This window comes from Blautia sp. MSK18_10 (assembly GCF_020553185.1).
Taxonomy (GTDB): Bacteria; Bacillota; Clostridia; order Lachnospirales; family Lachnospiraceae; genus Blautia_A; species Blautia_A wexlerae.
Genome location: NZ_JAJCGT010000019.1, coordinates 29882 through 49830 on the forward strand (window position 1 = coordinate 29882; position 19949 = coordinate 49830).

Here is a 19949-nt window from a genome sequence, read left to right on the forward strand (position 1 = left end):
CGAGGACAAAAAATATTATGGGAATTATCAAGGCATTCAAGCTGGGATTTGACTATCTCAAGTATGATGAAGATGGTAACGTGCAGGATACGCAGCGTGCTGTCAATGATGTAAACCTGGACATTGAAGCCGGACAATTCGTGGCTGTTCTGGGACATAATGGTTCCGGAAAATCTACTCTTGCAAAGCACCTGAATGCGTTGTTGCTTCCGACGGAAGGAACTTTGTGGGTAGATGGGATTGACACGTCTAAAGAGCCGGAATTATGGAAAGTCCGACAGAAAGCGGGCATGGTTTTTCAGAATCCTGACAATCAGATCATAGGAACTGTAGTAGAAGAAGACGTAGGGTTCGGACCGGAGAATATGGGTGTGCCCACAGAGAAAATCTGGGAGCGTGTAGATGAGAGCCTGAAAAAAACAGGAATGATATCCTATCGTTATCATTCTCCGAATAAACTTTCCGGTGGACAGAAGCAGAGAGTTGCAATTGCCGGTGTCATGGCAATGCGTCCGAAATGCATTATTCTGGATGAACCAACTGCAATGCTGGATCCTAACGGACGAAAGGAAGTTCTGGAGGCAGTCAGTGACCTTAACAGACAGGAAGGAGTGACAGTCATTCTGATCACCCATTATATGGAAGAAGTTGTTCATGCGGACAAGGTATACGTTATGGATAACGGAGAAGTGGTGATGCAGGGAACACCCAGAGAGATTTTCTCACAGGTGGAAACTCTGAAAGAATACAGACTGGATGTGCCACAGGTAACACTTCTGGCACACGAACTTCATAAAGCCGGAGTGGATGTTCCGGAGGGAATACTGACTACAGAGGAGCTGGTGAATGCCTTATGTCAATAGAATTAAAAAATGTAACTTATACCTACAGTCCGGGAACTGCCTATGAGATCCATGCGCTGAAAGATATCAATCTTTCTATTCCGGACGGACAGTTTATCGGAATTATCGGACATACAGGAAGTGGAAAATCTACACTGATCCAGCATTTCAATGCTCTGATCCGTCCGACTTCCGGTACGATCACTTATAATGGAGAGGATATCTGGGGAGAGAAATATGATCGTCGTGCCCTGCGAAGCGAGGTTGGTCTTGTATTTCAGTATCCGGAGCATCAGCTCTTTGAGAATGATGTGCTTTCTGATGTATGCTTTGGTCCCATGAATCAGGGATTATCCAGGGAAGAGGCAGAAGTAGAAGCAAAGAAAGCGCTGCAGCACGTAGGTTTCAAGGAGAAAAATTTCAGTAAATCCCCTTTTGAGCTTTCCGGCGGACAGAAGAAAAGAGTTGCTATTGCCGGTGTACTGGCAATGAATCCGAAAATTCTTATTCTGGATGAGCCAACTGCAGGTCTGGATCCGAAAGGACGAGATGATATCCTTGACCAGATCGCAGAGCTTCATAAAGTAAGAGGGATTACTATTATCCTTGTATCCCACAGCATGGAGGATATTGCAAAATATGCGGAGAGACTGATCGTAGTCAATGACGGAGAAATCGCATATGACGATGCTCCCAAAGCAGTATTTGCTCATTACAGAGAGCTGGAAGCCATGGGACTTGCAGCACCGCAGATTACTTATATCATGCATGCGTTGAAGGAAAAAGGCCTGGATGTAGATGTAACTGCTACAACGGTGGATGAGGCAAAAGAGAATATCCTTGCAGTTTTAAGAAAATGTAATCCCGGGAAGTTGTCCGGTGACAGACAATCTGTTTCAGACAGTCAGTCGAAAAAAGAAAATGCCAAAGCAGAAACCTTAATTAGTGAGATGGAAGCTGATCTGACTAAGGATGGGACGAAAGAGTCTCATTCAGATGTGCCTGATGAAGATTTAAGCATTCAGAAGGAAACAATGGATAAAAAGTCTGCAGAACAAGAAGAGAATGAGGGAGGGCAGGAAGTATGATCCGAGACATTACAATAGGACAGTATTATCCTGCAGATTCCGTTCTGCACAAAATGGATCCGAGAGCAAAGCTGGTGGGTACGCTGGTGTTCATCATCTCTGTCTTTGTATTCCATACATTTCCGGGATATGCAGTGGCAACTATATTTCTGGCAGCGATGATCATTCTTTCCAAAGTTCCTGTGAAATTTATGTTCAAGGGACTGAAGGCAATCGTGATGCTTCTTATGATCACAGTGGTATTTAATATATTTCTGACACCCGGAAAGGTTCTCTGGCAGTGGGGAATCCTGCATGTGACAGAGGAGGGCCTGAAGCTGGCCGGAAGAATGGCCATCCGCCTGACGTATCTGGTGATCGGTTCTTCTCTTATGACGCTGACTACCACACCCAATCAACTTACAGATGGTCTGGAACGACTTCTCAGGCCGTTAAATAAACTTCATGTGCCAATCCACGAGATTGCCATGATGATGTCTATTGCGCTGCGTTTTATCCCAATCCTTATGGAGGAAACCGATAAGATCATGAAAGCACAGATTGCACGTGGCGCAGATTTTGAAACCGGAAATATAATTCAGAAGGCAAAAAATATGATTCCGCTTCTGGTTCCGCTGTTTATTTCTGCGTTCAGAAGAGCAAATGATCTGGCCATGGCCATGGAAGCAAGGTGCTATCATGGAGGGGATAACAGAACCCAGATGAAGCCATTGCGTTATGAGTCCAGAGACTACATTTCCTATGTGGTGATGTGGGCTTATCTGGGAATCGCCATTGTTTTCAGAATTGTGGGAATCTGAGAAAGTACTGATATAATTTATAAAGATATTTTATATGCTGTAATCCGGTAGGAAAGGATTACAGCATATTGTTTATTTTGTTATAACAAAAGTTTTCAATTTTTATGGAGGAAAACAGATGAAAAGAATTGGTCTTGTAGTTGCATATGACGGCACCAACTACTGTGGCTGGCAGACACAGCCAAACGGGATTACCGTGCAGGGGGTTTTAAATGAAACACTGTCCGAGCTTCTTGGCGAGAAGATAGAAACGATCGGTGCAAGCCGTACAGACGCAGGGGTTCATGCCATGGGAAATGTGGCAGTATTTGACACCAACACACGCATTCCCGGAGAAAAGATTTCCTATGCACTGAACCAGCGTCTTCCGGAAGATATCCGCATTCAGCTCTCAGAAGAAGTAGAACCGGATTTCCATCCCCGTTACTGCGACAGTGAGAAAACATACGAATACCGCATCCTGAATCGCAAATTCCCGGTTCCGACAGAGCGCTTATACACCTATTTCTACCACTACAAACTGGATGTAGATAAGATGAAAGCAGCAACCTCATACCTGATTGGACAGCATGATTTTGCTTCTTTCTGCGGTGCAAAAGCGCAGGTAAAAACAACTATCCGTACAGTGACGGGAATTGATGTATGGCGTGACGGAGATATCGTAACCATACGTGTAACAGGAACAGGATTCCTCTACAACATGGTACGAATCATCTCCGGAACTCTGATTGAAGTAGGAAACGGACAGTATCCGCCTGAGAGAGTAAAGACAATTCTGGAAGCCTGCAACCGTGAAATGGCAGGTCCGACTGCACCGGCGCAGGGACTGACACTGATGGGGATTGAATTTTTTGATTGATAGTCAGGAGGAGAAAATCATCCGTTTCGATAATTGCCGGTGGGATAACTGATCAACAGTTTTTTTTGATGAAAAACAAAAAACGGGGGAGTAACGAAAAAAGTTGAAAAAACGACACAAAACCTATTGACAGAACAGAACCCTTATAATATAATAACCAAATGTGACGTAGTGCGAGATGCTTAAGCCAAATAGCCCAGGCGAAAGTATTTATCAGCGGTTTCGGACATTTCCGCATTTTTAGCACCGGCGTTTCCAATAACTTATATTCGCGGGAAATTCCGCGGTTAATTAAACTATCGTTGATAAATAACAGGAGGTAAAACCATGCAGACTTATATGGCTAATCCAGATAAAATCGAAAGAAAATGGTATGTAGTTGACGCTGATGGATGTACTCTTGGCCGTCTGGCATCCGGAGTAGCAAGCGTTTTAAGAGGAAAAAATAAACCACAGTTTACACCACACGTAGACACAGGTGATTATGTAATCATCGTAAACGCTGACAAGATCAAAGTTACAGGTAAGAAATTAGAGCAGAAAATCTACTACAATCACTCCGATTATGTAGGTGGAATGAGAGAAACCACATTAAAAGAAATGTTAGCAAAGAAACCTGAGAGAGTTATCGAGCTCGCAGTTAAAGGTATGCTTCCAAAAGGACCTTTAGGAAGAAGCATGTACACAAAACTTTTCGTATATGCAGGACCGGAACACAAACATGAAGCTCAGAAACCAGAAGCTTTAACATTTTAATTAGGAGGTAGAAAACATTGGCTAGCGCAAAATTCTACGGAACAGGAAGAAGAAAAAAATCAATCGCAAGAGTTTATCTTGTACCTGGAACCGGTAAGATCACAATCAATAAAAGAGATATCGATGAATATTTTGGATTAGATACACTGAAAGTTATCGTTCGTCAGCCTTTAGCTGCAACAGAAACAGAAGGCAAATTTGACGTATTAGTTAACGTTCATGGCGGTGGATACACAGGACAGGCTGGTGCCATCAGACATGGTGTTGCAAGAGCCCTTCTTCAGGCAGACAACGACTACAGACCAGTTCTGAAAGCTGCTGGATTCTTAACTCGTGACCCACGTATGAAAGAACGTAAGAAGTACGGTCTCAAAGCAGCTCGTCGCGCTCCGCAGTTCAGCAAGCGATAATCGACTGCTCAGACTATATCAAAATGGTTCAAACACCCCGGAAAATCAAGGTTTTCCGGGGTTTTCTTATACCTAAACGGGCTGATATAGTTTGACTTGATTTGACCAAACGAGAGCAGTTTTCACCCAATTTTTAGTGGTTAAATATAGGAGGTTATGGCATTTTTGATTAGCCCGATGGGATTGCCGCTGGCTGCAATCTGGCTGTTGGGCAAGGTGCAGAGTTTGAAATTTGCGATCCAGGATTGGGCGTATGGGTAAATGATGTGAATATAATTTGGAATGAAAAGAAGCAGGACAATGGGAGATGAGACCCAATACCCTGCTTCTCTGTTTATTCGGAACGAACTGTAATATATTTTTGATTGCGACTTTTAGGTTTATCGGGAATAGTCATTTCTAATTGCCCGGATTCTAAAAGCGGATTGATATGCTTCAAAGTGAAGTTTCTTAAATCTTTGAAGCCGCAAAATACTGCAAGCTCTTTCTTGGATTTTGGTGTTGTGCAAAAAGCCAAAATCTGTTTGGACATCGTTGATAGTTCAATATCTTGGTGGGTAACTTGGTGGGTATCACCCTCTAAGTTGTAGTTTACATTTTTCAAAATAACTCTGAAATCTGTCGCTGTTGAGGAAAATTCGGGCTTATATGCCTCTGTGTATCCAGGCAGCTTTTCAGTTTCACTGACGATTTTGCGCAGACCACTTCCACGGCGTTCCATGTACTTCATGCGGTGGAACAGGTCAGCAATCACAGGGTTTCGTCGCATGGAACGGATACCGCGCAGCCACAGAATGAAATTCTGTGTTCAAAGGGGCTTGGGGGCGCTGCCCTCAACAGGCAAGCGGAGAGGAAAATCACGGAGGGATTTTCTTCTCTGCGGGCCTGTGTGTATTAACACAGGCATTGCTTGCCTCTTTTCTCCGAAATTGAAAAGAACCAGTGAGAGAATCGTTAAATTTCACTAACTGGCTCAATTCGTTTCAAATTTTTCGGACAACTCTGTCAGTTCTTTCACCGTTTCCTGGGTGTGATGCAGCAGGGTGTCACGCATTTCTGGCGGACAGCTGGAATAAAGCATTTTCATCTGATTGACACCCTCATCCTCCAGAGAAACATCTGGATTTATAAGTGTATCTAAAGAGATGTGCAGGACCTTTGCCAATGCTCTTAAAATTAAATAAGAAGGATTCATTTTCCCCTTTTCGATATTGGCGATTTGCTTTACAGAAACATGGCTCAGATCCGCAAGCTCCTGTTGTGTCAGTTCTTTATTCTTTCGGGCTTCCCGCATTTTTGCCCTAAAGCAGTTAAATCATCAATCGGCATAATCGTTCACCTTAATAATATTGTATCGTTCCGGTTTATGTGATGGAATGACCTTATTATGCCTGAAAAACTGTACGATTATGCCGATTTTATAAAGCTGCGATTGGTGATAAGCTTGTATTGTTCGAGGCAAAGAACTATAATGTACGCTGTGGAGGTGCAGAATGGATTATATGACACTAAAAGAGGCCGCCGAAAAATGGGGCGTGACACCTCGTAGAGTAAATTACTATTGTGCCGCCGGGCGCATATCTGGAGCTGTAAAGATGGCAACTATCTGGCTAATTCCAAAGGATGCGGAAAAGCCGATTGATGGTCGAACAAAACAAGGAAAGGTAAAAAAGTATGAGTAATATATTACTTCTTGAAGATGATCTAAGCCTGATTAACGGGCTTTCTTTTGCTTTCAAAAAGCAGGGATTTGAATTAAATATCGCCAGAACGCTCAAAGAAGCGGAGGAATTGTGGACAGACGGAAAATACGATTTGTTGGTGTTGGACGTATCTCTGCCAGATGGGTCTGGCTTTGAATTTTGCAAAAGAGTTCGACTTAAATCAAAGGTGCCAATTATTTTTCTGACGGCTTCGGATGAGGAAACAAGTATTATTATGGGGCTGGATATTGGAGGTGATGACTATATCACAAAACCGTTCAAACTGGGGGTTCTCGTTTCAAGGATTAACGCCTTACTTCGACGTGCAAATTCTTTTCAAGCAGCAGATACAGAATTGCAGTCGAATGGCATCAAAGTTCTTTTGCTGCAAGGACAGGTTTTCAAAAATGGGGAGCTGTTGGATTTGACTGCCGCGGAATACAAGCTACTGTGCTTGTTTATGAGAAACCCAAGCATGGTGCTGACAAAGGGACAAATTTTAGATAAGCTATGGGATTGCGACGGGAATTATATCGACAGTAGTACCCTTACGGTCTATATGCGTCGGCTTCGTATGAAGATCGAGGATAATCCAAGTGAACCACAAATGCTCCTGACTGTTCGAGGTATGGGATATAAATGGAATATTATCGGGTGAGGTGCAGAATGAAGATACTGGCAAATAAAGAAATCAAAAATCTATTTCTTTCGCTTTCACTGGTTTTGGGGGTTACATTTCTCTTAGCCGAGGTTTTTCTATGGCTGTCATATCGTCGGCTTTCTCTGTTATTGCTAATCCTTTTTCTATTGGCTGGCGGTGCTGTATGGGCAGTCTGCTTTGTATATTTTAATCGGCAAAATCAGATCATGGAGCAGGCGATATTACAAATCAATGCGTATCTTGATGGTGATTGCAATGCCCGTATTGAATGTGACAATGAGGGCGAATTGTACCGACTGTTTCATTCCATCAATTCTTTAGCGGCAGTGTTAAATGCCCATGCAGATAACGAGTTACGAGAGAAAGAGTTTTTGAAAAATACAATCTCCGACATTTCACACCAACTGAAAACACCGCTGGCAGCACTCAATATTTATAACGGACTCCTTCAAGACGAGGATATAGAAGTGTCCTCCGTGAAAGAATTTGCGTGTTTGTCTGAGCAGGAACTTGACCGTATCGAAACACTGGTGCAAAGTCTGCTCAAGATTACAAGATTGGATGCCGGAGCCATTGTCTTGGAAAAGAACGCAGAAAATGTTGCAGATATGATGCGGGATATTGAACTGCATTTTGCATATAGAGCCAGACAGGAAAAGAAAGAAATCATTCTGTCTGGCTCGGATCATCTTTCTCTTTTTTGTGATCGTGATTGGTTGAATGAGGCAATCGACAATATTGTGAAAAATGCGTTTGACCATACAGAAAGTGGTGCAACAATTCGTGTTGCGTGGAAGGAGTTGCCGTCTGGTGTCCAAATTGTGATAACGGATAATGGATGCGGCATCCACCCAGAGGATATACATCACATCTTCAAGCGGTTTTATCGCAGTCGTTTTTCTAAGGACAAGCAAGGGATTGGACTGGGATTACCTTTGGCAAAGGCAATCGTTGAAGCACATAACGGCACCATTGAGGTTGACAGCGAATTAGGTATCGGGACAACTTTCACAATGAATTTTTTGATTCCTACAAAATTGTAGGCTGGCTGTAGGCTTACAGTAAGATTCAGGTGCTATTCTCTCACACATAGGCAGGACAAACAAAGACAGCCTGCCTATATCGCAAAATCATTCAGAAAGAGGTGTTTACACTATGAACTTATTAGAAGTCAAAAATATCAGTAAGACCTATGGCAACGGAGAAACCGCTGTCAAGGCATTAAAGGATGTCAGCTTTTCTGTTCCAAAGGGCGAGTATGTGGCAATCGTCGGGGAATCCGGTTCTGGTAAAAGTACACTGCTGAATATGATCGGTGCTTTGGACACGCCAACATCTGGCAAGGTTCTGATTGACGGCAAGGACATTTTTGCCATGAACGATCGAAAGCTGACCGTTTTCCGCCGGAGGAATATCGGCTTTATCTTTCAGGCGTTTAACCTTATCCCGGAGTTGACGGTGGAACAAAATATTATTTTTCCGCTGTTGTTGGATTATCAAAAGCCGGATAAGAGATATTTGGAGGAACTGCTGACGGTTTTGAATTTGAAAGATCGTCGTAATCATTTACCCAGTCAGCTTTCCGGCGGTCAACAGCAGAGAGTGGCGATTGGCCGCGCATTGATTACCCGTCCTTCTCTGATTCTGGCAGACGAGCCAACAGGAAATTTGGACTCACAAAACAGCAGTGAGGTCATAGCATTGCTCAAAGAAACATCGAAAAAATACGAGCAGACCATCATTATGATTACCCACAACCGCAGTATTGCGCAAACGGCAGACCGGGTATTACAGGTATCAGATGGCACTTTGACTGATTTTGGGAGGTGCCGTGAATGAAAAGCTATCTTAGTCTCATTCCCATCTCCGCAAAGGTGCGCAAGCGGCAAAATCGTATGACTGTCTTGTGTATTATCATTTCGGTGTTTCTTGTCACAGCTATTTTCAGTGTTGCTGACATGATGATACGAACAGAAAGCGATTTTATGATAAGTAACCATGGAAACTGGCACATTGCAATAAAAAATATTTCACAGAACAATGCGGATGAAATCAGTAATCGTTCAGATGTTACAGCAGTTGGTGTAGCTTCTCAATTTAATTTTGAAGGAGAACAACCGTACCGAGTCAACGAAAAACGAACTGTTTTGTATGGCACCGATGAAGTCTATATTACTCAGATTTCAAATGGAATTGTAGAAGGAACATTTCCGGCAAATGATGAGGAAGTTATGCTTACACCTAATTCTGTAACTGCTTTAGGAGTACAGCTTGGGGATAGTGTAACCTTACATACCCCTGCTGGAGATCGGACATTTACAATCTCTGGCTTTGGCACAGATGATGAAAGCTATTATAACAATCAGACTTATTTGATAGGCTCTTATCTGACACAAAGTGCATTTACTTCTGTTATGGCACAAAACGGAGTAACAAACAATGAGTTGACTTATTATGTGCAGTTTGAAAGTGCAGCGAAAGCGGCAAATGCAATAACAGAACTACAGACACAGTACCAATTATCCGATGGGAGTATTTCTGAAAATACCGGCGTTATGGGCATGGCTGGGCAAAGCAACAATACAGCGATGCAGAGTATGTACGGATTGGCAGCAATTCTATTTGTTTTAGTGTTGTTGGCAGGAATATTGATGATTTCTGGCAGTATGAATAGCATCATTGCGCAACGAACTCAATTTTTTGGAATGTTGCGTTGCATTGGTGCAAGTCGTCAACAAATTATCCGCTTTGTCCGTTTGGAGGCATTGAACTGGTGTAAAACCGCGGTACCTATTGGAGTGGTTTTTGGAACAATAATTAGTTGGATTATTTGTGCCACACTTCATTATGGAATTGGTGGAGAATTTTCTACAACGCCAGTCTTTCAGATCAGCCCTGTTGGACTTATCAGTGGTGTAGTTGTTGGAGTGGTAACAGTATTTTTAGCAGCACAATCCCCAGCAAAGCGGGCTGCTAAAGTTTCACCCATATCTGCGGTTTCTGGCAATGTAGATAATAAATCTTCTGTTAAACACGCTATCAAGTTTAGCTTAGGAAAAATTGATAATTCACTTGGCATACATCATGCGGTTGAAAAAAAGAAAAACTGGTTTCTGATGACGGCTTCCTTTGCACTGACTATTATGCTGGTTTTTTCTTTTTCTGTAATTTTAGATTTTGCAAAGCAACTTGTTCCATCGTTGAGTGTCACATCAGCCGATATAGCATTATCCAGTTATGCAAATAAAATGGATATTGAGCGCAGCCTGGTCGATGAAATCAAAAAAATAGATGGGGTTGCAAATGCTTATGGAAGTAGCTATGTAGAAAACATTCCTGCAACATCTTCAAGAGCAGGAATAGACCATATCAATATTGTTTCTTATGATGATACACTTCTAGATTACTCAAAAGGTAGTATTGCTCAGGGATCATTAGATACAGTTTACGGGAACAGTAACAAAGTGGCAACCGTATTTAATAGAAACAATTCCTTGCACATCGGTGATACCATCCAGTTTGCAGGCGAAGAAGTTGAGATTACTTGCGCTCTATCACAAGGGTTATTCGGAGATGATTTGATTATTATTTGCTCACAGGAAACATTTGACCGTATCATGGGCGATACAAAGTATGGGCTTATTGGAATTCAGTTAGATTCAAACGCTACTGAAGAAACAATAGCAGAAATTAGAAGTCTTGAAAACGATGATATTATCATTACAGATCAGCGTGAAGGCAATAAACAAAATAATGCTACATATTGGGCTGCACGAATTGTTTGTTATGGCTTCTTAGCTATTATCGGAGTTATTTCGCTGTTTAATATCGTCAATAGTATCTCTATGAGTGTATCTGCACGAATTAAGCAGTATGGTGCAATGCGAGCTGTTGGTATGGATAATAGGCAGCTTAAACGAATGATTTCTGCGGAAGCGTACACCTATGCAATTTCTGGTTTGATAGTTGGATGTGGCATTGGACTCCCGCTTAGTCGATTTTTATATAATCGTCTAATTACACATTATTTTGGAATTGAGTGGAGATTTCCTATCCTGTGGTTTGGAATTGTCGTTGCCTTTATCTTCATATCTGCTATTGTGTCTGTTTATGCTCCTGCAAAGAGAATTCGCAATATGCCAATTACTGCAACCATCAATGAATTATAGTTTCATATGTTAATCTGCCGGACGACGGCAAAAGAAAAAAAGCCGTCGTACAGCAGACATATTTTCACGCGCCTTATGAAACGGCGGCTTTGATTTCAGAGCCGCCGTTTCTTTGCGTTTGTACAAACCTATGACGACTTGCAGGGACACGGTAGCCGATTGGAGGTTATTTTGCCGTGCCCCTTTTACTTTTTCAAAGCTCACATGATCTACATCAGTTAAAAAAAGCATTGCTCCTCCTCCGGGCAAGTATAACATTGCATCGGCATTATCGTTCCATGTGATTCAGTATAATAATGGCTGTTCTTGGCGCGCCAGTTTTCCCTCATGGAAATCTGGCGTTTTTTGTTGCCATTTTTTCGGAGATGACCCGGTTGTCTGCCGGTGTCGGTCTCCGCCTCCATTCGATTCACCCGTCAATCACCCGTGAATCGAAATGGAGGTACATAATGAAGAAAATTAACCTTCGGGAACTTTATCCTGATGTTTATACAACAGACTTTTTTGTAGATGTGACAGAGGAAGTAATGGAGACTATTCGGGCAGCTGAACGTGCGGAGGCTGCGTATGAGCGAAAGATGTATCGTTATAAAGCACAGTATTCTCTGGATTGCGAGAATGGCATTGAAAATGCGGTGCTGTTGAAGCCGCAAACACCGGAGATGCTTCTGGAGGAAAAACAGTTTCAGGAGTAGGTCTATGCCGCTGTGATGAAACTGCCAGAGAAACAGGCAAAGCGAATTTATGCCCGATACTATCTGGGAATGAAGGTAAATGAAATTGCCGAAGTAGAAGGTGTAGACCCAAGCCGTGTCCGAGACAGTATCCGCCGTGGATTAAAGCAGCTTGTAAAATATTTTTGATAAAATTTCATTTGATGCGCCTGTTTTTTGCCTTTTTTGTCAGTGTTAATAAGAAGGACAAGTTTTCCTCCTTCATCAGTACATATGGCACAGTTATGAAAAGAGGTGTCCTATATTATAGGACCAGAATCAAAGACGCGAATGGTAAGCTCGTAGCTATCTACGCAAAAACACCTGAAGAACTATACAACAAAGAAACGCTTGCGTTGGAACAGATAAACTTGTATTGTTCGAGGCAAAGAACTATAATGTACTCTGTGGAGGTGCAGAATGGATTATATGACACTAAAAGAGGCCGCCGAAAAATGGGGCGTGACACCTCGTAGAGTAAATTACTATTGCGCTGCTGGGCGTATCCCCGGCGCTGTAAAGATGGCTGGTGTTTGGCTGATCCCAAAGAACGCAGAAAAGCCGATTGACGGAAGGACAAAACAAGGGAAGGGGTTGCACCATGAATAAAATCCTGATTATAGATGATGACAGAGAACTGTGCGCTTTGATTAAACGTAGCGTACAAGCAGAAAACATAGAAGCTGATTTTTGTAATACCGGAAAAGAGGGCTTACAAAAATTAAGAGAGCAGGAGTATCAGCTTGTGGTGCTGGATGTGATGATGCCTGGTATGGATGGCTTTGAAACGCTGGAAGAAATCCGCAAAGAGAACAGTCTGCCGATTTTGATGTTCACATCTAAAAATGACAGCATTTCTAAAGTACGGGGCTTACGGGCCGGAGCGGACGATTATCTTACAAAACCGTTTGATATGGATGAACTGATTGCCCGTATTGTGTCTCTTATTCGCCGCTACACTCGCTTTAATCAGCAAGCTGGAGCCATACAAAAGCTAAATTTTGACGGATTGCAGATTGACCTTGAAAATCGTTCTGTTACTACATCAAACGGCACTTTTGAACTGCCCCCAAAGGAATTTGATTTGCTCCTGTACTGTGCAAAGCATCAAGGGAAAATTTTGACCAAACAGCAGATTTATGAGGAAGTATGGGGCGAAGAATATTTCTATGATGACAGTAACATTATGGCGATTATCAGCCGACTTCGTAAAAAATTAGAAGTCAATCCTTCAAGCCCAAAGTATATACAAACGGTCAAAGGGATTGGCTACCGGTTTAATAAGGAGGTGTAGTCAGCATGGAAATTATCGTATTCTTGTCCTTTGTGATTGCTGTTGTGGCTGTATTGACTTCCATCGTTCTCGTTCGGCGTGTAAAAAAACAAATAGCAGAAATGACCGATGTGCTGGTTGATGTGAAAAACGGAAATGGCAACCGGCGTATTCTATCTGCAACAAATGAACTAACAGCACCTCTTGCCTATGAAATCAATGAGATCGTTGTGGCCTATGAAAGCAGACTTTCAACTGTACGGCAGACAGAAGAAACCAACCGCCAACTTATGACGAGCCTTTCCCATGACGTGCGAACGCCCCTTACTACTCTGCTTGGGTATCTTGACGCTACACACAAAGGACTGGTCACAGGAAAAGACCGGGATGATTATATTGAAACCGCCCGTCGGAAAGCCCATGATCTGAAAGAATATATTGATGTACTCTTTGACTGGTTCAAGTTAAATTCAAACGAGTTTGCTTTGGAGATCCAGAGCGTTGAGGTCGCAGAGCTGACAAGAAATATTCTGATCGACTGGATACCGATTTTTGAGGATAAACAGGTTGAGTATGACATTGATATTCCCGAACATCCTGTCAGGGTAAGATTGGATATGGACAGCTATATGAGGATTGTCAATAATCTCATTCAAAATGTAATCGCTCACAGCCATGCAGACAAAATTAAAATTTCCCTGTCGAAGAAGGAAAACAGTATGGAGCTGTTGCTGGCGGATAATGGAGTGGGAATTGAGAAGGAAGATTTGAAACACATTTTTGAACGGCTCTATAAGTGTGACAAAGGACGGTCTGAAAAAGGAAGCGGTCTTGGTCTTTCTATTGTCCATCAGCTTGTAGAAAAGATGGGTGGGAGCATAACAGTTGAAAGTGTACCGGGAAAAGGAACGGAATTTACTTTGCTTTTTCCTTTGGAAATTTAAGAGGGTTCCCGTCTTTATGGCGGGAGCCTTACTTATTTTCAGAAGTCTTTTAGAAAATGGCATGGGAACCTTCTCAATCCCCAAACGAATTGAGAAGTAGCGGAATAGGATTTGCATTGCAATTCATTCCTTAATTGCAAGGTTAATGCAAGGTTGCGGCAAGGTTAATGCAAGGTTGGCATGATAGAATACCTTACAGAACAGGAGGTTTTGAATATGGATACAAATTATATCATTGAAACAAAAAATCTGACGAAGCAATACGGCTCACAAAAGAGTGTGGCTGACTTAAATATCCATGTGAAGCGTGGGAGAATTTACGGTCTGCTGGGCAGAAACGGAGCCGGAAAAACCACAACTATGAAAATGCTGTTGGGTTTAACGAAGCCTACTTCCGGTGAGGTCAAAATCTGGGGAAAGTCTTTGCAAGGAAATGAAAAGAAGTTGCTGCCCCGCATTGGCAGTTTGATTGAGTCCCCTGGTTTTTATCCCAATCTGACCGGTACGGAGAACCTGCGTATCTTTGCTACCCTGCGTGGAGTACCAAACAATCATGCCATCAAAGACGCTCTGGATCTGGTAGGACTGCCCTACAAAGATAAAAAGCTCTTTTCACAGTATTCTCTTGGTATGAAGCAGCGGCTTGCCATCGCCCTTGCCGTTATGCACGATCCGGAGCTTTTGATTTTGGATGAGCCGATCAACGGCCTCGATCCCATCGGTATTGCAGAAGTACGCTCCTTTATTCGGGAGCTTTGCGACGCAAGAGGAAAAACTATTTTGATTTCCAGTCACATTCTTTCGGAGATTTCTTTGCTGGCTGACGATATTGGAATTATCGACCACGGCGCGTTGCTGGAAGAAGAAAGCCTTGCTGAGCTGGAGCAAAAAAGCAGTAAGCATATCCGTTTTACGCTCTCTGATACTGCACAGGCGGCAAGAATTTTGGAACGCAATTTCCATGAAAACCATTTCTCCATACAGGACGACCACAATCTGCGTCTGCACAACCTTGATCTACCTGTGGGGAAAATTGTAACTGCCTTTGTAGAAAATGGATTGGAGGTATCGGAGGCGCATACTTGTGAAGAAAGTCTTGAAGATTACTTCAAGCGTGTGACAGGGGGAGAAGGAATTGCTTAAACTAATCAAATGCGAATTTTTGAAATTGAAACGGAAGCCATTGGTATTTATTTCCCTACTGCTTTCTGTTTTCATGCCATTGGCTTATGCTTTCTTTCTGGCAGATGTAAACACTGATGTGGATGCTGTAAATGGAGTGATGTCCAGCCTATTCCAGTTTAGTGCATATTTGCTTTTGATGCCGCTTCTTGTGATACTGGCTTCGAATCTATTGTTTGAGGAACTTGATAATGACACACTGAAAAACCTTGTTACCGTACCGGTAAATAGAACCAAGCTGGTGCTGTCCAAGATGCTGGTTTTACTGTTGTTTGCCGTTGGCTTTATGGCAGTTGGAGGATTGGTAAATCTTGCGGTTTTGTTGTTTCAGGGTTGGGAACCGGTTGGGTTTTGGACCTTGTTTGGCGTTGGGATTGAAGAAGGGTTGATTATGTGGGTTGGCGCACTTCCCTGCATTCTGCTCGTTATTCTTCTTAATAAAAACTATATCGTGTCTGTTGTGATTACCTTTTTCTATACGATTGCGAATTATATCCTTTCCATGAACGATATGTTTCTTACACAGCCTTTTGGTTTGAACATAGGAACCCTGTTCCCGGGACCGCTGGCCTTCCGCTGGACATTTCAATTTTATGACCAAAGCCAGACCAGTGCGGAGTTGGCAGATTTGTTGGAACGGGTCAGTCCGTATTTTCTGAATAGTGTTCAGGTATTTGGTGTGATTATTGTAGAAGCCATTGTATTTCTTGCGCTGATTGCATTTGTTTATCGGCGTCAGGAAATCTAAGGGGGTGTGACTATGTGGAACTTATTAAAATCGGAATTATTGAAACTGCGCCGGTGCCAAATCCTTTTGGTAGGGTTGGTAGCGCTTGCACTTTGTCCTTTGGTGCAATATGGAAGCCAGTTGATTATGGAGGCGGAGTACCGAAATCCAAACTATGATTTTTCTGCACTATTTGAAAATGTTGTTTGGGGAAACACTCAGATATTCCTTCCAATTTCACTGGTAATGATCGGAGGATGGCTTATAGACAGAGAATCCACTCATGATACACTGAAAAACATCATGACAATTCCTGTTTCTATGCCGAAAATGTTGGGAGCTAAGTTACTTTTAGTCGGTATGCTTGCAGTTCTGCTGGGAATATACAGCGTTGGCATTACCTTGATTACTGGTTTGACGGTTGGATTATCGGGATTGACAGCGGAAGTGTTTTTTCATGGAGGTACGCAGATCGTGTTAGCAGCTCTGACGACCTATTTGGTCTGTATGCCGCTGATTCTGATTTTTGGGCAGATCCGAGGGGCATATCTGGGCGGTTCCATTCTGGCGTTCTTTCTTGGATACAGCATGTTGTTTTTCAAAAGTGGTATCCTTGCCAGCATCTATCCGTTCTCTGCTGCGCTGATTTTAGTGGGATTTGACATGAGTGAATATGCCGGAACAACCATATCCTCAACCCCTTTGTTGGCGGTCATTGGGGTTGGCATCATGGTTCTCTGGGCGGTGCTGTTGTTACTGATGTCCAGTAACAAAAAAGAAATGAAATCCCGTAAACAGGCAAATGCCAAGGGAAAAGGAAAGCGTGCTGTACGCAGGAAAGGAAGGTGATAGCTGTGAAGAAAATAGTTTTATCATTATACCTGATACTATTGGGTGCTTCTGTGCTTTCAGGTTGTACAAAAGACGAATTTCTCGATCAGTATAACAATATTGTTCAGTCTGCTGGTTCCATAGCGCTTACCGGAAATTCATCCTTACAAGGTACGAAAGAAAAAGGAATTGATGATTATACAGGAAACTATACAGCCAACTATGAGGATTTTTCAGATACAGAGTATTTGTTCGGAGGAACTTCCATAAAGCGTGAAGCTGGTAAGGATCTGTCTATTGACTGCGCGCTGGAGGTTACGGAGGGAACTGCAAAAGTATTTTGGATTTCTGGAGCTGATGAAGCAGTCACTTTGTTTGAAACAACCGGAACATATAGTGATACAATTACACTCCCTGAAGGTGGAAACTATATCGGCATTGAATGTGAGAATTTCACTGGAAACATTGAATTAAATATTGAATAATACTCTGCCGGACGACGGCAAAAGAAAAAAAGCCGTCGTAGAGCTGACATATTTTCATGCCCATTTGAAACGGCGGCTTTGATTTTCAGAGCCGCCGTTTCTTTGCGCCTACACAAACCTATGACGACTTGCAGGGACACGGTAGCCGATTGGAGGTTATTTTGCCGTGTCTCGTTTGCTTTTTCAAAGCCCACATGATCTACATCAGTTAAAAAAAGCATTGCTCCTCCTCCGGGCAAGTATAACATTGCATCGGCATTATCGTTCCATGTAATTCAGTATAATAATGGCTGTTCTTGGCGCGCCAGTTTTTCCTCACGGAAATCTGGCGTTTTCTTATAGATTTGTACTTGCCTGTTTATCCAATATACGGGAATATTAAAGCAGCTTCACACCCTTTCGGGAAAACATTAGTAAGTTTGAAATTGCCGTTATGAGCTATGGCGACTTGTTGGACAATCAGCAATCCAAGCCCATGTCTTAAATCAAGCCGTTCATCTGTGCTTTCCATATAATGCGGTTTTTCTTCCAGCTCTTGCAGCTTTTCAGCAGGCAGACCCATTCCGTTATCCGTAACCGCCAAGATAAGATGGTTTTGCGATGCTGTAAGAGAAATGCAGACTTCACAGCCCTGTGGGTTATGTTTCATGCTGTTCTGGACAAGGTTGTTTACGGCTCGCGAAATCAATCTGGCATCACATTCCAACACAGCATTTTCGGCGTCAGGAGTGATCTTAATTCCGATGTTGTAGCTATCGGAAATTCCTGTATTCAACAGGTCTGCTACATAGGATCGCAGTAGTTTGGATAAGCGAACCATCTCTTTATGAAGCGGCTGCATCTCATATTCCAACTGCGATACTAAATTCAAATCCTGCACGAGTTCTTTGATTTTGGCGCTTTGCTTTTGCACGATCACAGCCTGCTCTTTTACCCCCTCACTGGCTGTTTTGTCTGCGGCGATCCGGTCTGCATAGCCCATAATCATAGAAAGCGGAGTTCGGATGTCATGAGAGACCCCGCTGATCCAGTTGGCTCTGGCTTCGTTTTGCCTGCTTAATATCAGAGAGGCTTTATTTACGCTGTTCGCAATTTCGGATAACTCTCTATCAATATGGAGAGAAACGGGTTTGCCATCGGCCAATGTTTCAATGGCATCTACAATCGGTTCCGTGTTCTGGATGATCCTGCGTTTTGAAAAATAGTAGGCCAAAAACAGGCACAGCACATCCATGCCCAACATTCCTATCACATAGAGGGGAATTTTCTGAATAGTCTCCATGGAATAGTAGTTGCTGGTGAGCTTCATATAGCTATTCTTTGGATACCCTAGAACTAACAATCCATCCTCTGTACTCCAGACAAAAACAGGATAATCCTCCAGATAGCCTTTGGAAAATAAAGCTACCTCTTGAATGCTGTAATGTTGCGGCACTTCTTGTGGCACATCGAGCCGCCAGAAGCATTCGCCCGTTGACGTTAGATACATGGCCCAGATATTGTACTGGCGCAATTTCTGCTCTGCGTAATCGGGCAAACCTTCTGTGGTAGCCGCAGTAGAGGTCAGCTCAAGCATGGCGCGCGGGGACGCTTCTCCGTAATCCTCTGAAACTGTGTGATAGAAAGTCACGCCATACAGAACGACATTGACAATTACCAGGATCAAAAGAAACGCAGCGAAAGACGCCAAGTGCTTTGAAATATAGGTTCCAAAAGATTTCATGGCGTCACTTCCTTGTAATCAGTTTATAACCCAGCCCCTTGATCGTAATCAGGGAAACGGGCTTTGAGGGATCGGCTTCAATTTTTTCCCGAATCCGCCGTACATGGGCATTCAGGCTATTTTCATAGCCGAAAGGATTGTCGCCCCATAATGCTTCGCAAAGAGCGTCAACCGTAACGATCTTTCCCTCGTTGCGGGCCAGCGTTTCCAGCAGGGTATGCTCTTTTGCGGTCAGGGGGATAATCTCGCCGCCCTTGTTGACCTCTGCCCGGCTAAAATCAATCGTACATCCATCCAGGAAAACCCGCGGGCTGTCCTCTTTATAAGTTCGGCGCAAAACCGCATAGACACGCAGTAATAGCTCCTGCGGCATAAACGGCTTTGAAATATAATCGTCTGCTCCAAGGCCAAGACCGGCCAACTTGTCTGCTGCTTCGTCTTTTGCGGTCAGAAAGATGATTGGCACATTTGTAAAAGTGCGGAGCTGCTTCATCAGGGAAAAGCCGTCCCCATCTGGCAGCATGACATCCAAAACCATCAAGTCGGGTTTTTCTTTTTCTGCCGTTATTATAGCCTCTTTTACCGTTGCGGCAGTAAGTACCGTTTCAAAACCAGCATCGCTTAAAATATCGGATACCATTTTCAGCAAATCTGGCTCATCGTCTACAAGCAAGAGCTTCTTCCGATGCAGAAAAGAGTTGTCCATAGCGTCACCTCCCGAAAGTATTATAACATAGGATTTCAAGTCTGCGGAGGGCATCCTCAAAAAGTAAGGTAAAAGTA

At 43.0% G+C, this 19949-nt stretch carries 20 protein-coding genes and 6 pseudogenes; 21 read left to right on the plus strand and 5 right to left on the minus strand.

Features of this window, described 5'->3' with window-relative positions:
* Nucleotides 1-17 precede the first annotated feature (17 nt).
* From LI074_RS09315 to LI074_RS09345, 7 genes and pseudogenes are all read left to right on the plus strand, one after another.
* A complete protein-coding gene (locus tag LI074_RS09315; RefSeq protein WP_173698141.1) occupies nucleotides 18-863 on the plus strand; it encodes an energy-coupling factor transporter ATPase in 846 nt (281 codons plus the stop codon).
* A pseudogene (locus tag LI074_RS09320) lies at nucleotides 854-1699 on the plus strand (energy-coupling factor transporter ATPase); the annotation flags it as partial. The gene LI074_RS09315 and the pseudogene LI074_RS09320, both read left to right, overlap by 10 nt.
* 227 nt (nucleotides 1700-1926) lie before the next feature.
* Nucleotides 1927-2730 carry an energy-coupling factor transporter transmembrane component T family protein gene (locus LI074_RS09325; RefSeq protein WP_008705979.1) on the plus strand — a complete coding sequence of 268 codons (804 nt, stop codon included), beginning with the start codon at nucleotides 1927-1929 and terminating at the stop codon, nucleotides 2728-2730.
* A gap of 118 nt (nucleotides 2731-2848) precedes the next feature.
* Complete coding sequence (gene truA, locus LI074_RS09330; RefSeq protein ID WP_055058354.1) at nucleotides 2849-3589, plus strand: tRNA pseudouridine(38-40) synthase TruA; 741 nt, start codon at nucleotides 2849-2851, stop codon at nucleotides 3587-3589.
* Between the two features lie 327 nt (nucleotides 3590-3916).
* A complete protein-coding gene (gene rplM / locus LI074_RS09335) occupies nucleotides 3917-4345 on the plus strand; it encodes a 50S ribosomal protein L13 (protein WP_008705976.1) in 429 nt (142 codons plus the stop codon).
* A gap of 17 nt (nucleotides 4346-4362) precedes the next feature.
* Entirely contained in the window at nucleotides 4363-4755 is a 393-nt protein-coding gene (gene rpsI / locus LI074_RS09340) for a 30S ribosomal protein S9 (protein ID WP_008705974.1), read from the plus strand.
* A gap of 153 nt (nucleotides 4756-4908) precedes the next feature.
* Nucleotides 4909-5016: pseudogene (locus tag LI074_RS09345) on the plus strand (CD1845 family protein); the annotation flags it as partial.
* A 73-nt stretch (nucleotides 5017-5089) separates the two neighbouring features.
* On the opposite strand, the pseudogene LI074_RS09350 reads toward LI074_RS09345, so the two are convergent.
* Together LI074_RS09350 and LI074_RS09355 are read right to left on the minus strand one after the other, a co-directional pair.
* A pseudogene (locus LI074_RS09350) lies at nucleotides 5090-5533 on the minus strand (ATP-binding protein); the annotation flags it as partial.
* A gap of 195 nt (nucleotides 5534-5728) precedes the next feature.
* A pseudogene (locus LI074_RS09355) lies at nucleotides 5729-6084 on the minus strand (helix-turn-helix domain-containing protein).
* A gap of 164 nt (nucleotides 6085-6248) precedes the next feature.
* Here LI074_RS09355 and LI074_RS09360 point away from each other — a divergent pair.
* The 5 genes from LI074_RS09360 (at nucleotide 6249) to LI074_RS09380 (ending at nucleotide 11288) form a co-directional block, all read left to right on the plus strand.
* Nucleotides 6249-6437, plus strand: a complete 189-nt coding sequence (locus LI074_RS09360) for a helix-turn-helix domain-containing protein (RefSeq protein ID WP_008705968.1) — start codon at nucleotides 6249-6251, stop codon at nucleotides 6435-6437.
* Nucleotides 6430-7116, plus strand: coding sequence for a response regulator transcription factor (locus LI074_RS09365; RefSeq protein WP_118330994.1), 687 nt, complete (start codon nucleotides 6430-6432; stop codon nucleotides 7114-7116). Before LI074_RS09360 ends, LI074_RS09365 begins: the two co-directional genes overlap by 8 nt.
* 8 nt (nucleotides 7117-7124) lie before the next feature.
* On the plus strand, nucleotides 7125-8162 hold the full coding sequence (locus LI074_RS09370; protein WP_118566995.1) for a sensor histidine kinase: 1038 nt from the start codon (nucleotides 7125-7127) through the stop codon (nucleotides 8160-8162).
* Nucleotides 8163-8274: 112 nt separating this feature from the next.
* Nucleotides 8275-8958, plus strand: a complete 684-nt coding sequence (locus LI074_RS09375; protein WP_008705963.1) for an ABC transporter ATP-binding protein — start codon at nucleotides 8275-8277, stop codon at nucleotides 8956-8958.
* Nucleotides 8955-11288 carry an ABC transporter permease gene (locus LI074_RS09380; RefSeq protein WP_055153207.1) on the plus strand — a complete coding sequence of 778 codons (2334 nt, stop codon included), beginning with the start codon at nucleotides 8955-8957 and terminating at the stop codon, nucleotides 11286-11288. The genes LI074_RS09375 and LI074_RS09380 overlap by 4 nt, the downstream gene beginning before the upstream one ends.
* A gap of 9 nt (nucleotides 11289-11297) precedes the next feature.
* On the opposite strand, the gene LI074_RS09385 is transcribed toward LI074_RS09380, so the two are convergent.
* Nucleotides 11298-11519 carry a hypothetical protein gene (locus tag LI074_RS09385; RefSeq protein WP_055153209.1) on the minus strand — a complete coding sequence of 74 codons (222 nt, stop codon included), beginning with the start codon at nucleotides 11517-11519 and terminating at the stop codon, nucleotides 11298-11300.
* A gap of 218 nt (nucleotides 11520-11737) precedes the next feature.
* Here LI074_RS09385 and LI074_RS09390 point away from each other — a divergent pair.
* The 9 genes and pseudogenes from LI074_RS09390 to LI074_RS09430 all read left to right on the plus strand — a co-directional run bounded on the left by LI074_RS09390 (nucleotide 11738) and on the right by LI074_RS09430 (nucleotide 17443).
* Nucleotides 11738-12151 (plus strand): annotated as a pseudogene (locus LI074_RS09390) (sigma-70 family RNA polymerase sigma factor).
* Between the two features lie 95 nt (nucleotides 12152-12246).
* Nucleotides 12247-12369: pseudogene (locus LI074_RS17870) on the plus strand (tyrosine-type recombinase/integrase); the annotation flags it as partial.
* A gap of 52 nt (nucleotides 12370-12421) precedes the next feature.
* Complete coding sequence (locus tag LI074_RS09400) at nucleotides 12422-12610, plus strand: helix-turn-helix domain-containing protein (RefSeq protein ID WP_002596317.1); 189 nt, start codon at nucleotides 12422-12424, stop codon at nucleotides 12608-12610.
* On the plus strand, nucleotides 12603-13295 hold the full coding sequence (locus LI074_RS09405) for a response regulator transcription factor (RefSeq protein WP_173698142.1): 693 nt from the start codon (nucleotides 12603-12605) through the stop codon (nucleotides 13293-13295). Before LI074_RS09400 ends, LI074_RS09405 begins: the two co-directional genes overlap by 8 nt.
* Nucleotides 13296-13300: 5 nt before the next feature.
* The gene (locus LI074_RS09410) at nucleotides 13301-14218 is read left to right on the plus strand and encodes a sensor histidine kinase (RefSeq protein ID WP_173698143.1); all 918 of its coding nucleotides are present in this window, start codon (nucleotides 13301-13303) and stop codon (nucleotides 14216-14218) included.
* Between the two features lie 216 nt (nucleotides 14219-14434).
* Nucleotides 14435-15361: an ABC transporter ATP-binding protein gene (locus LI074_RS09415; RefSeq protein WP_007860248.1), complete on the plus strand. Its 927-nt coding sequence runs from the start codon at nucleotides 14435-14437 to the stop codon at nucleotides 15359-15361.
* The gene (locus LI074_RS09420) at nucleotides 15354-16148 is read left to right on the plus strand and encodes an ABC transporter permease (RefSeq protein ID WP_173745134.1); all 795 of its coding nucleotides are present in this window, start codon (nucleotides 15354-15356) and stop codon (nucleotides 16146-16148) included. The genes LI074_RS09415 and LI074_RS09420 overlap by 8 nt, the downstream gene beginning before the upstream one ends.
* Nucleotides 16149-16160: 12 nt before the next feature.
* The gene (locus LI074_RS09425) at nucleotides 16161-16976 is read left to right on the plus strand and encodes an ABC transporter permease (protein ID WP_173699687.1); all 816 of its coding nucleotides are present in this window, start codon (nucleotides 16161-16163) and stop codon (nucleotides 16974-16976) included.
* Nucleotides 16977-16981: 5 nt separating this feature from the next.
* A complete protein-coding gene (locus tag LI074_RS09430) occupies nucleotides 16982-17443 on the plus strand; it encodes a hypothetical protein (RefSeq protein WP_118521797.1) in 462 nt (153 codons plus the stop codon).
* Nucleotides 17444-17801: 358 nt separating this feature from the next.
* Here the strand turns inward: LI074_RS09430 and LI074_RS09435 are convergent, their stop codons facing one another.
* Nucleotides 17802-19166 (minus strand): sensor histidine kinase, encoded by a 1365-nt coding sequence (locus LI074_RS09435; protein WP_118588201.1) that lies wholly within the window; start codon nucleotides 19164-19166, stop codon nucleotides 17802-17804.
* Nucleotides 19167-19170: 4 nt separating this feature from the next.
* A complete protein-coding gene (locus LI074_RS09440) occupies nucleotides 19171-19872 on the minus strand; it encodes a response regulator transcription factor (protein WP_025581231.1) in 702 nt (233 codons plus the stop codon).
* Nucleotides 19873-19949: the final 77 nt, after the last annotated feature.

Bases quoted from the DNA above. Each gene is read 5' to 3' on its own strand.
- LI074_RS09365 (WP_118330994.1), top strand. From the start codon at position 6,430: ATGAGTAATATATTACTTCTTGAAGATGATCTAAGCCTGATTAACGGG.
- LI074_RS09385 (WP_055153209.1), bottom strand. From the start codon at position 11,519: ATGCTTTTTTTAACTGATGTAGATCATGTGAGCTTTGAAAAAGTAAAA.
- LI074_RS09440 (WP_025581231.1), bottom strand. From the start codon at position 19,872: ATGGACAACTCTTTTCTGCATCGGAAGAAGCTCTTGCTTGTAGACGAT.
- LI074_RS09415 (WP_007860248.1), top strand. From the start codon at position 14,435: ATGGATACAAATTATATCATTGAAACAAAAAATCTGACGAAGCAATAC.
- rplM (WP_008705976.1), top strand. From the start codon at position 3,917: ATGCAGACTTATATGGCTAATCCAGATAAAATCGAAAGAAAATGGTAT.
- LI074_RS09375 (WP_008705963.1), top strand. From the start codon at position 8,275: ATGAACTTATTAGAAGTCAAAAATATCAGTAAGACCTATGGCAACGGA.
- LI074_RS09425 (WP_173699687.1), top strand. From the start codon at position 16,161: ATGTGGAACTTATTAAAATCGGAATTATTGAAACTGCGCCGGTGCCAA.
- LI074_RS09315 (WP_173698141.1), top strand. From the start codon at position 18: ATGGGAATTATCAAGGCATTCAAGCTGGGATTTGACTATCTCAAGTAT.
- LI074_RS09435 (WP_118588201.1), bottom strand. From the start codon at position 19,166: ATGAAATCTTTTGGAACCTATATTTCAAAGCACTTGGCGTCTTTCGCT.
- LI074_RS09410 (WP_173698143.1), top strand. From the start codon at position 13,301: ATGGAAATTATCGTATTCTTGTCCTTTGTGATTGCTGTTGTGGCTGTA.
- LI074_RS09400 (WP_002596317.1), top strand. From the start codon at position 12,422: ATGGATTATATGACACTAAAAGAGGCCGCCGAAAAATGGGGCGTGACA.
- LI074_RS09405 (WP_173698142.1), top strand. From the start codon at position 12,603: ATGAATAAAATCCTGATTATAGATGATGACAGAGAACTGTGCGCTTTG.
- LI074_RS09325 (WP_008705979.1), top strand. From the start codon at position 1,927: ATGATCCGAGACATTACAATAGGACAGTATTATCCTGCAGATTCCGTT.
- LI074_RS09360 (WP_008705968.1), top strand. From the start codon at position 6,249: ATGGATTATATGACACTAAAAGAGGCCGCCGAAAAATGGGGCGTGACA.
- LI074_RS09370 (WP_118566995.1), top strand. From the start codon at position 7,125: ATGAAGATACTGGCAAATAAAGAAATCAAAAATCTATTTCTTTCGCTT.
- truA (WP_055058354.1), top strand. From the start codon at position 2,849: ATGAAAAGAATTGGTCTTGTAGTTGCATATGACGGCACCAACTACTGT.
- LI074_RS09380 (WP_055153207.1), top strand. From the start codon at position 8,955: ATGAAAAGCTATCTTAGTCTCATTCCCATCTCCGCAAAGGTGCGCAAG.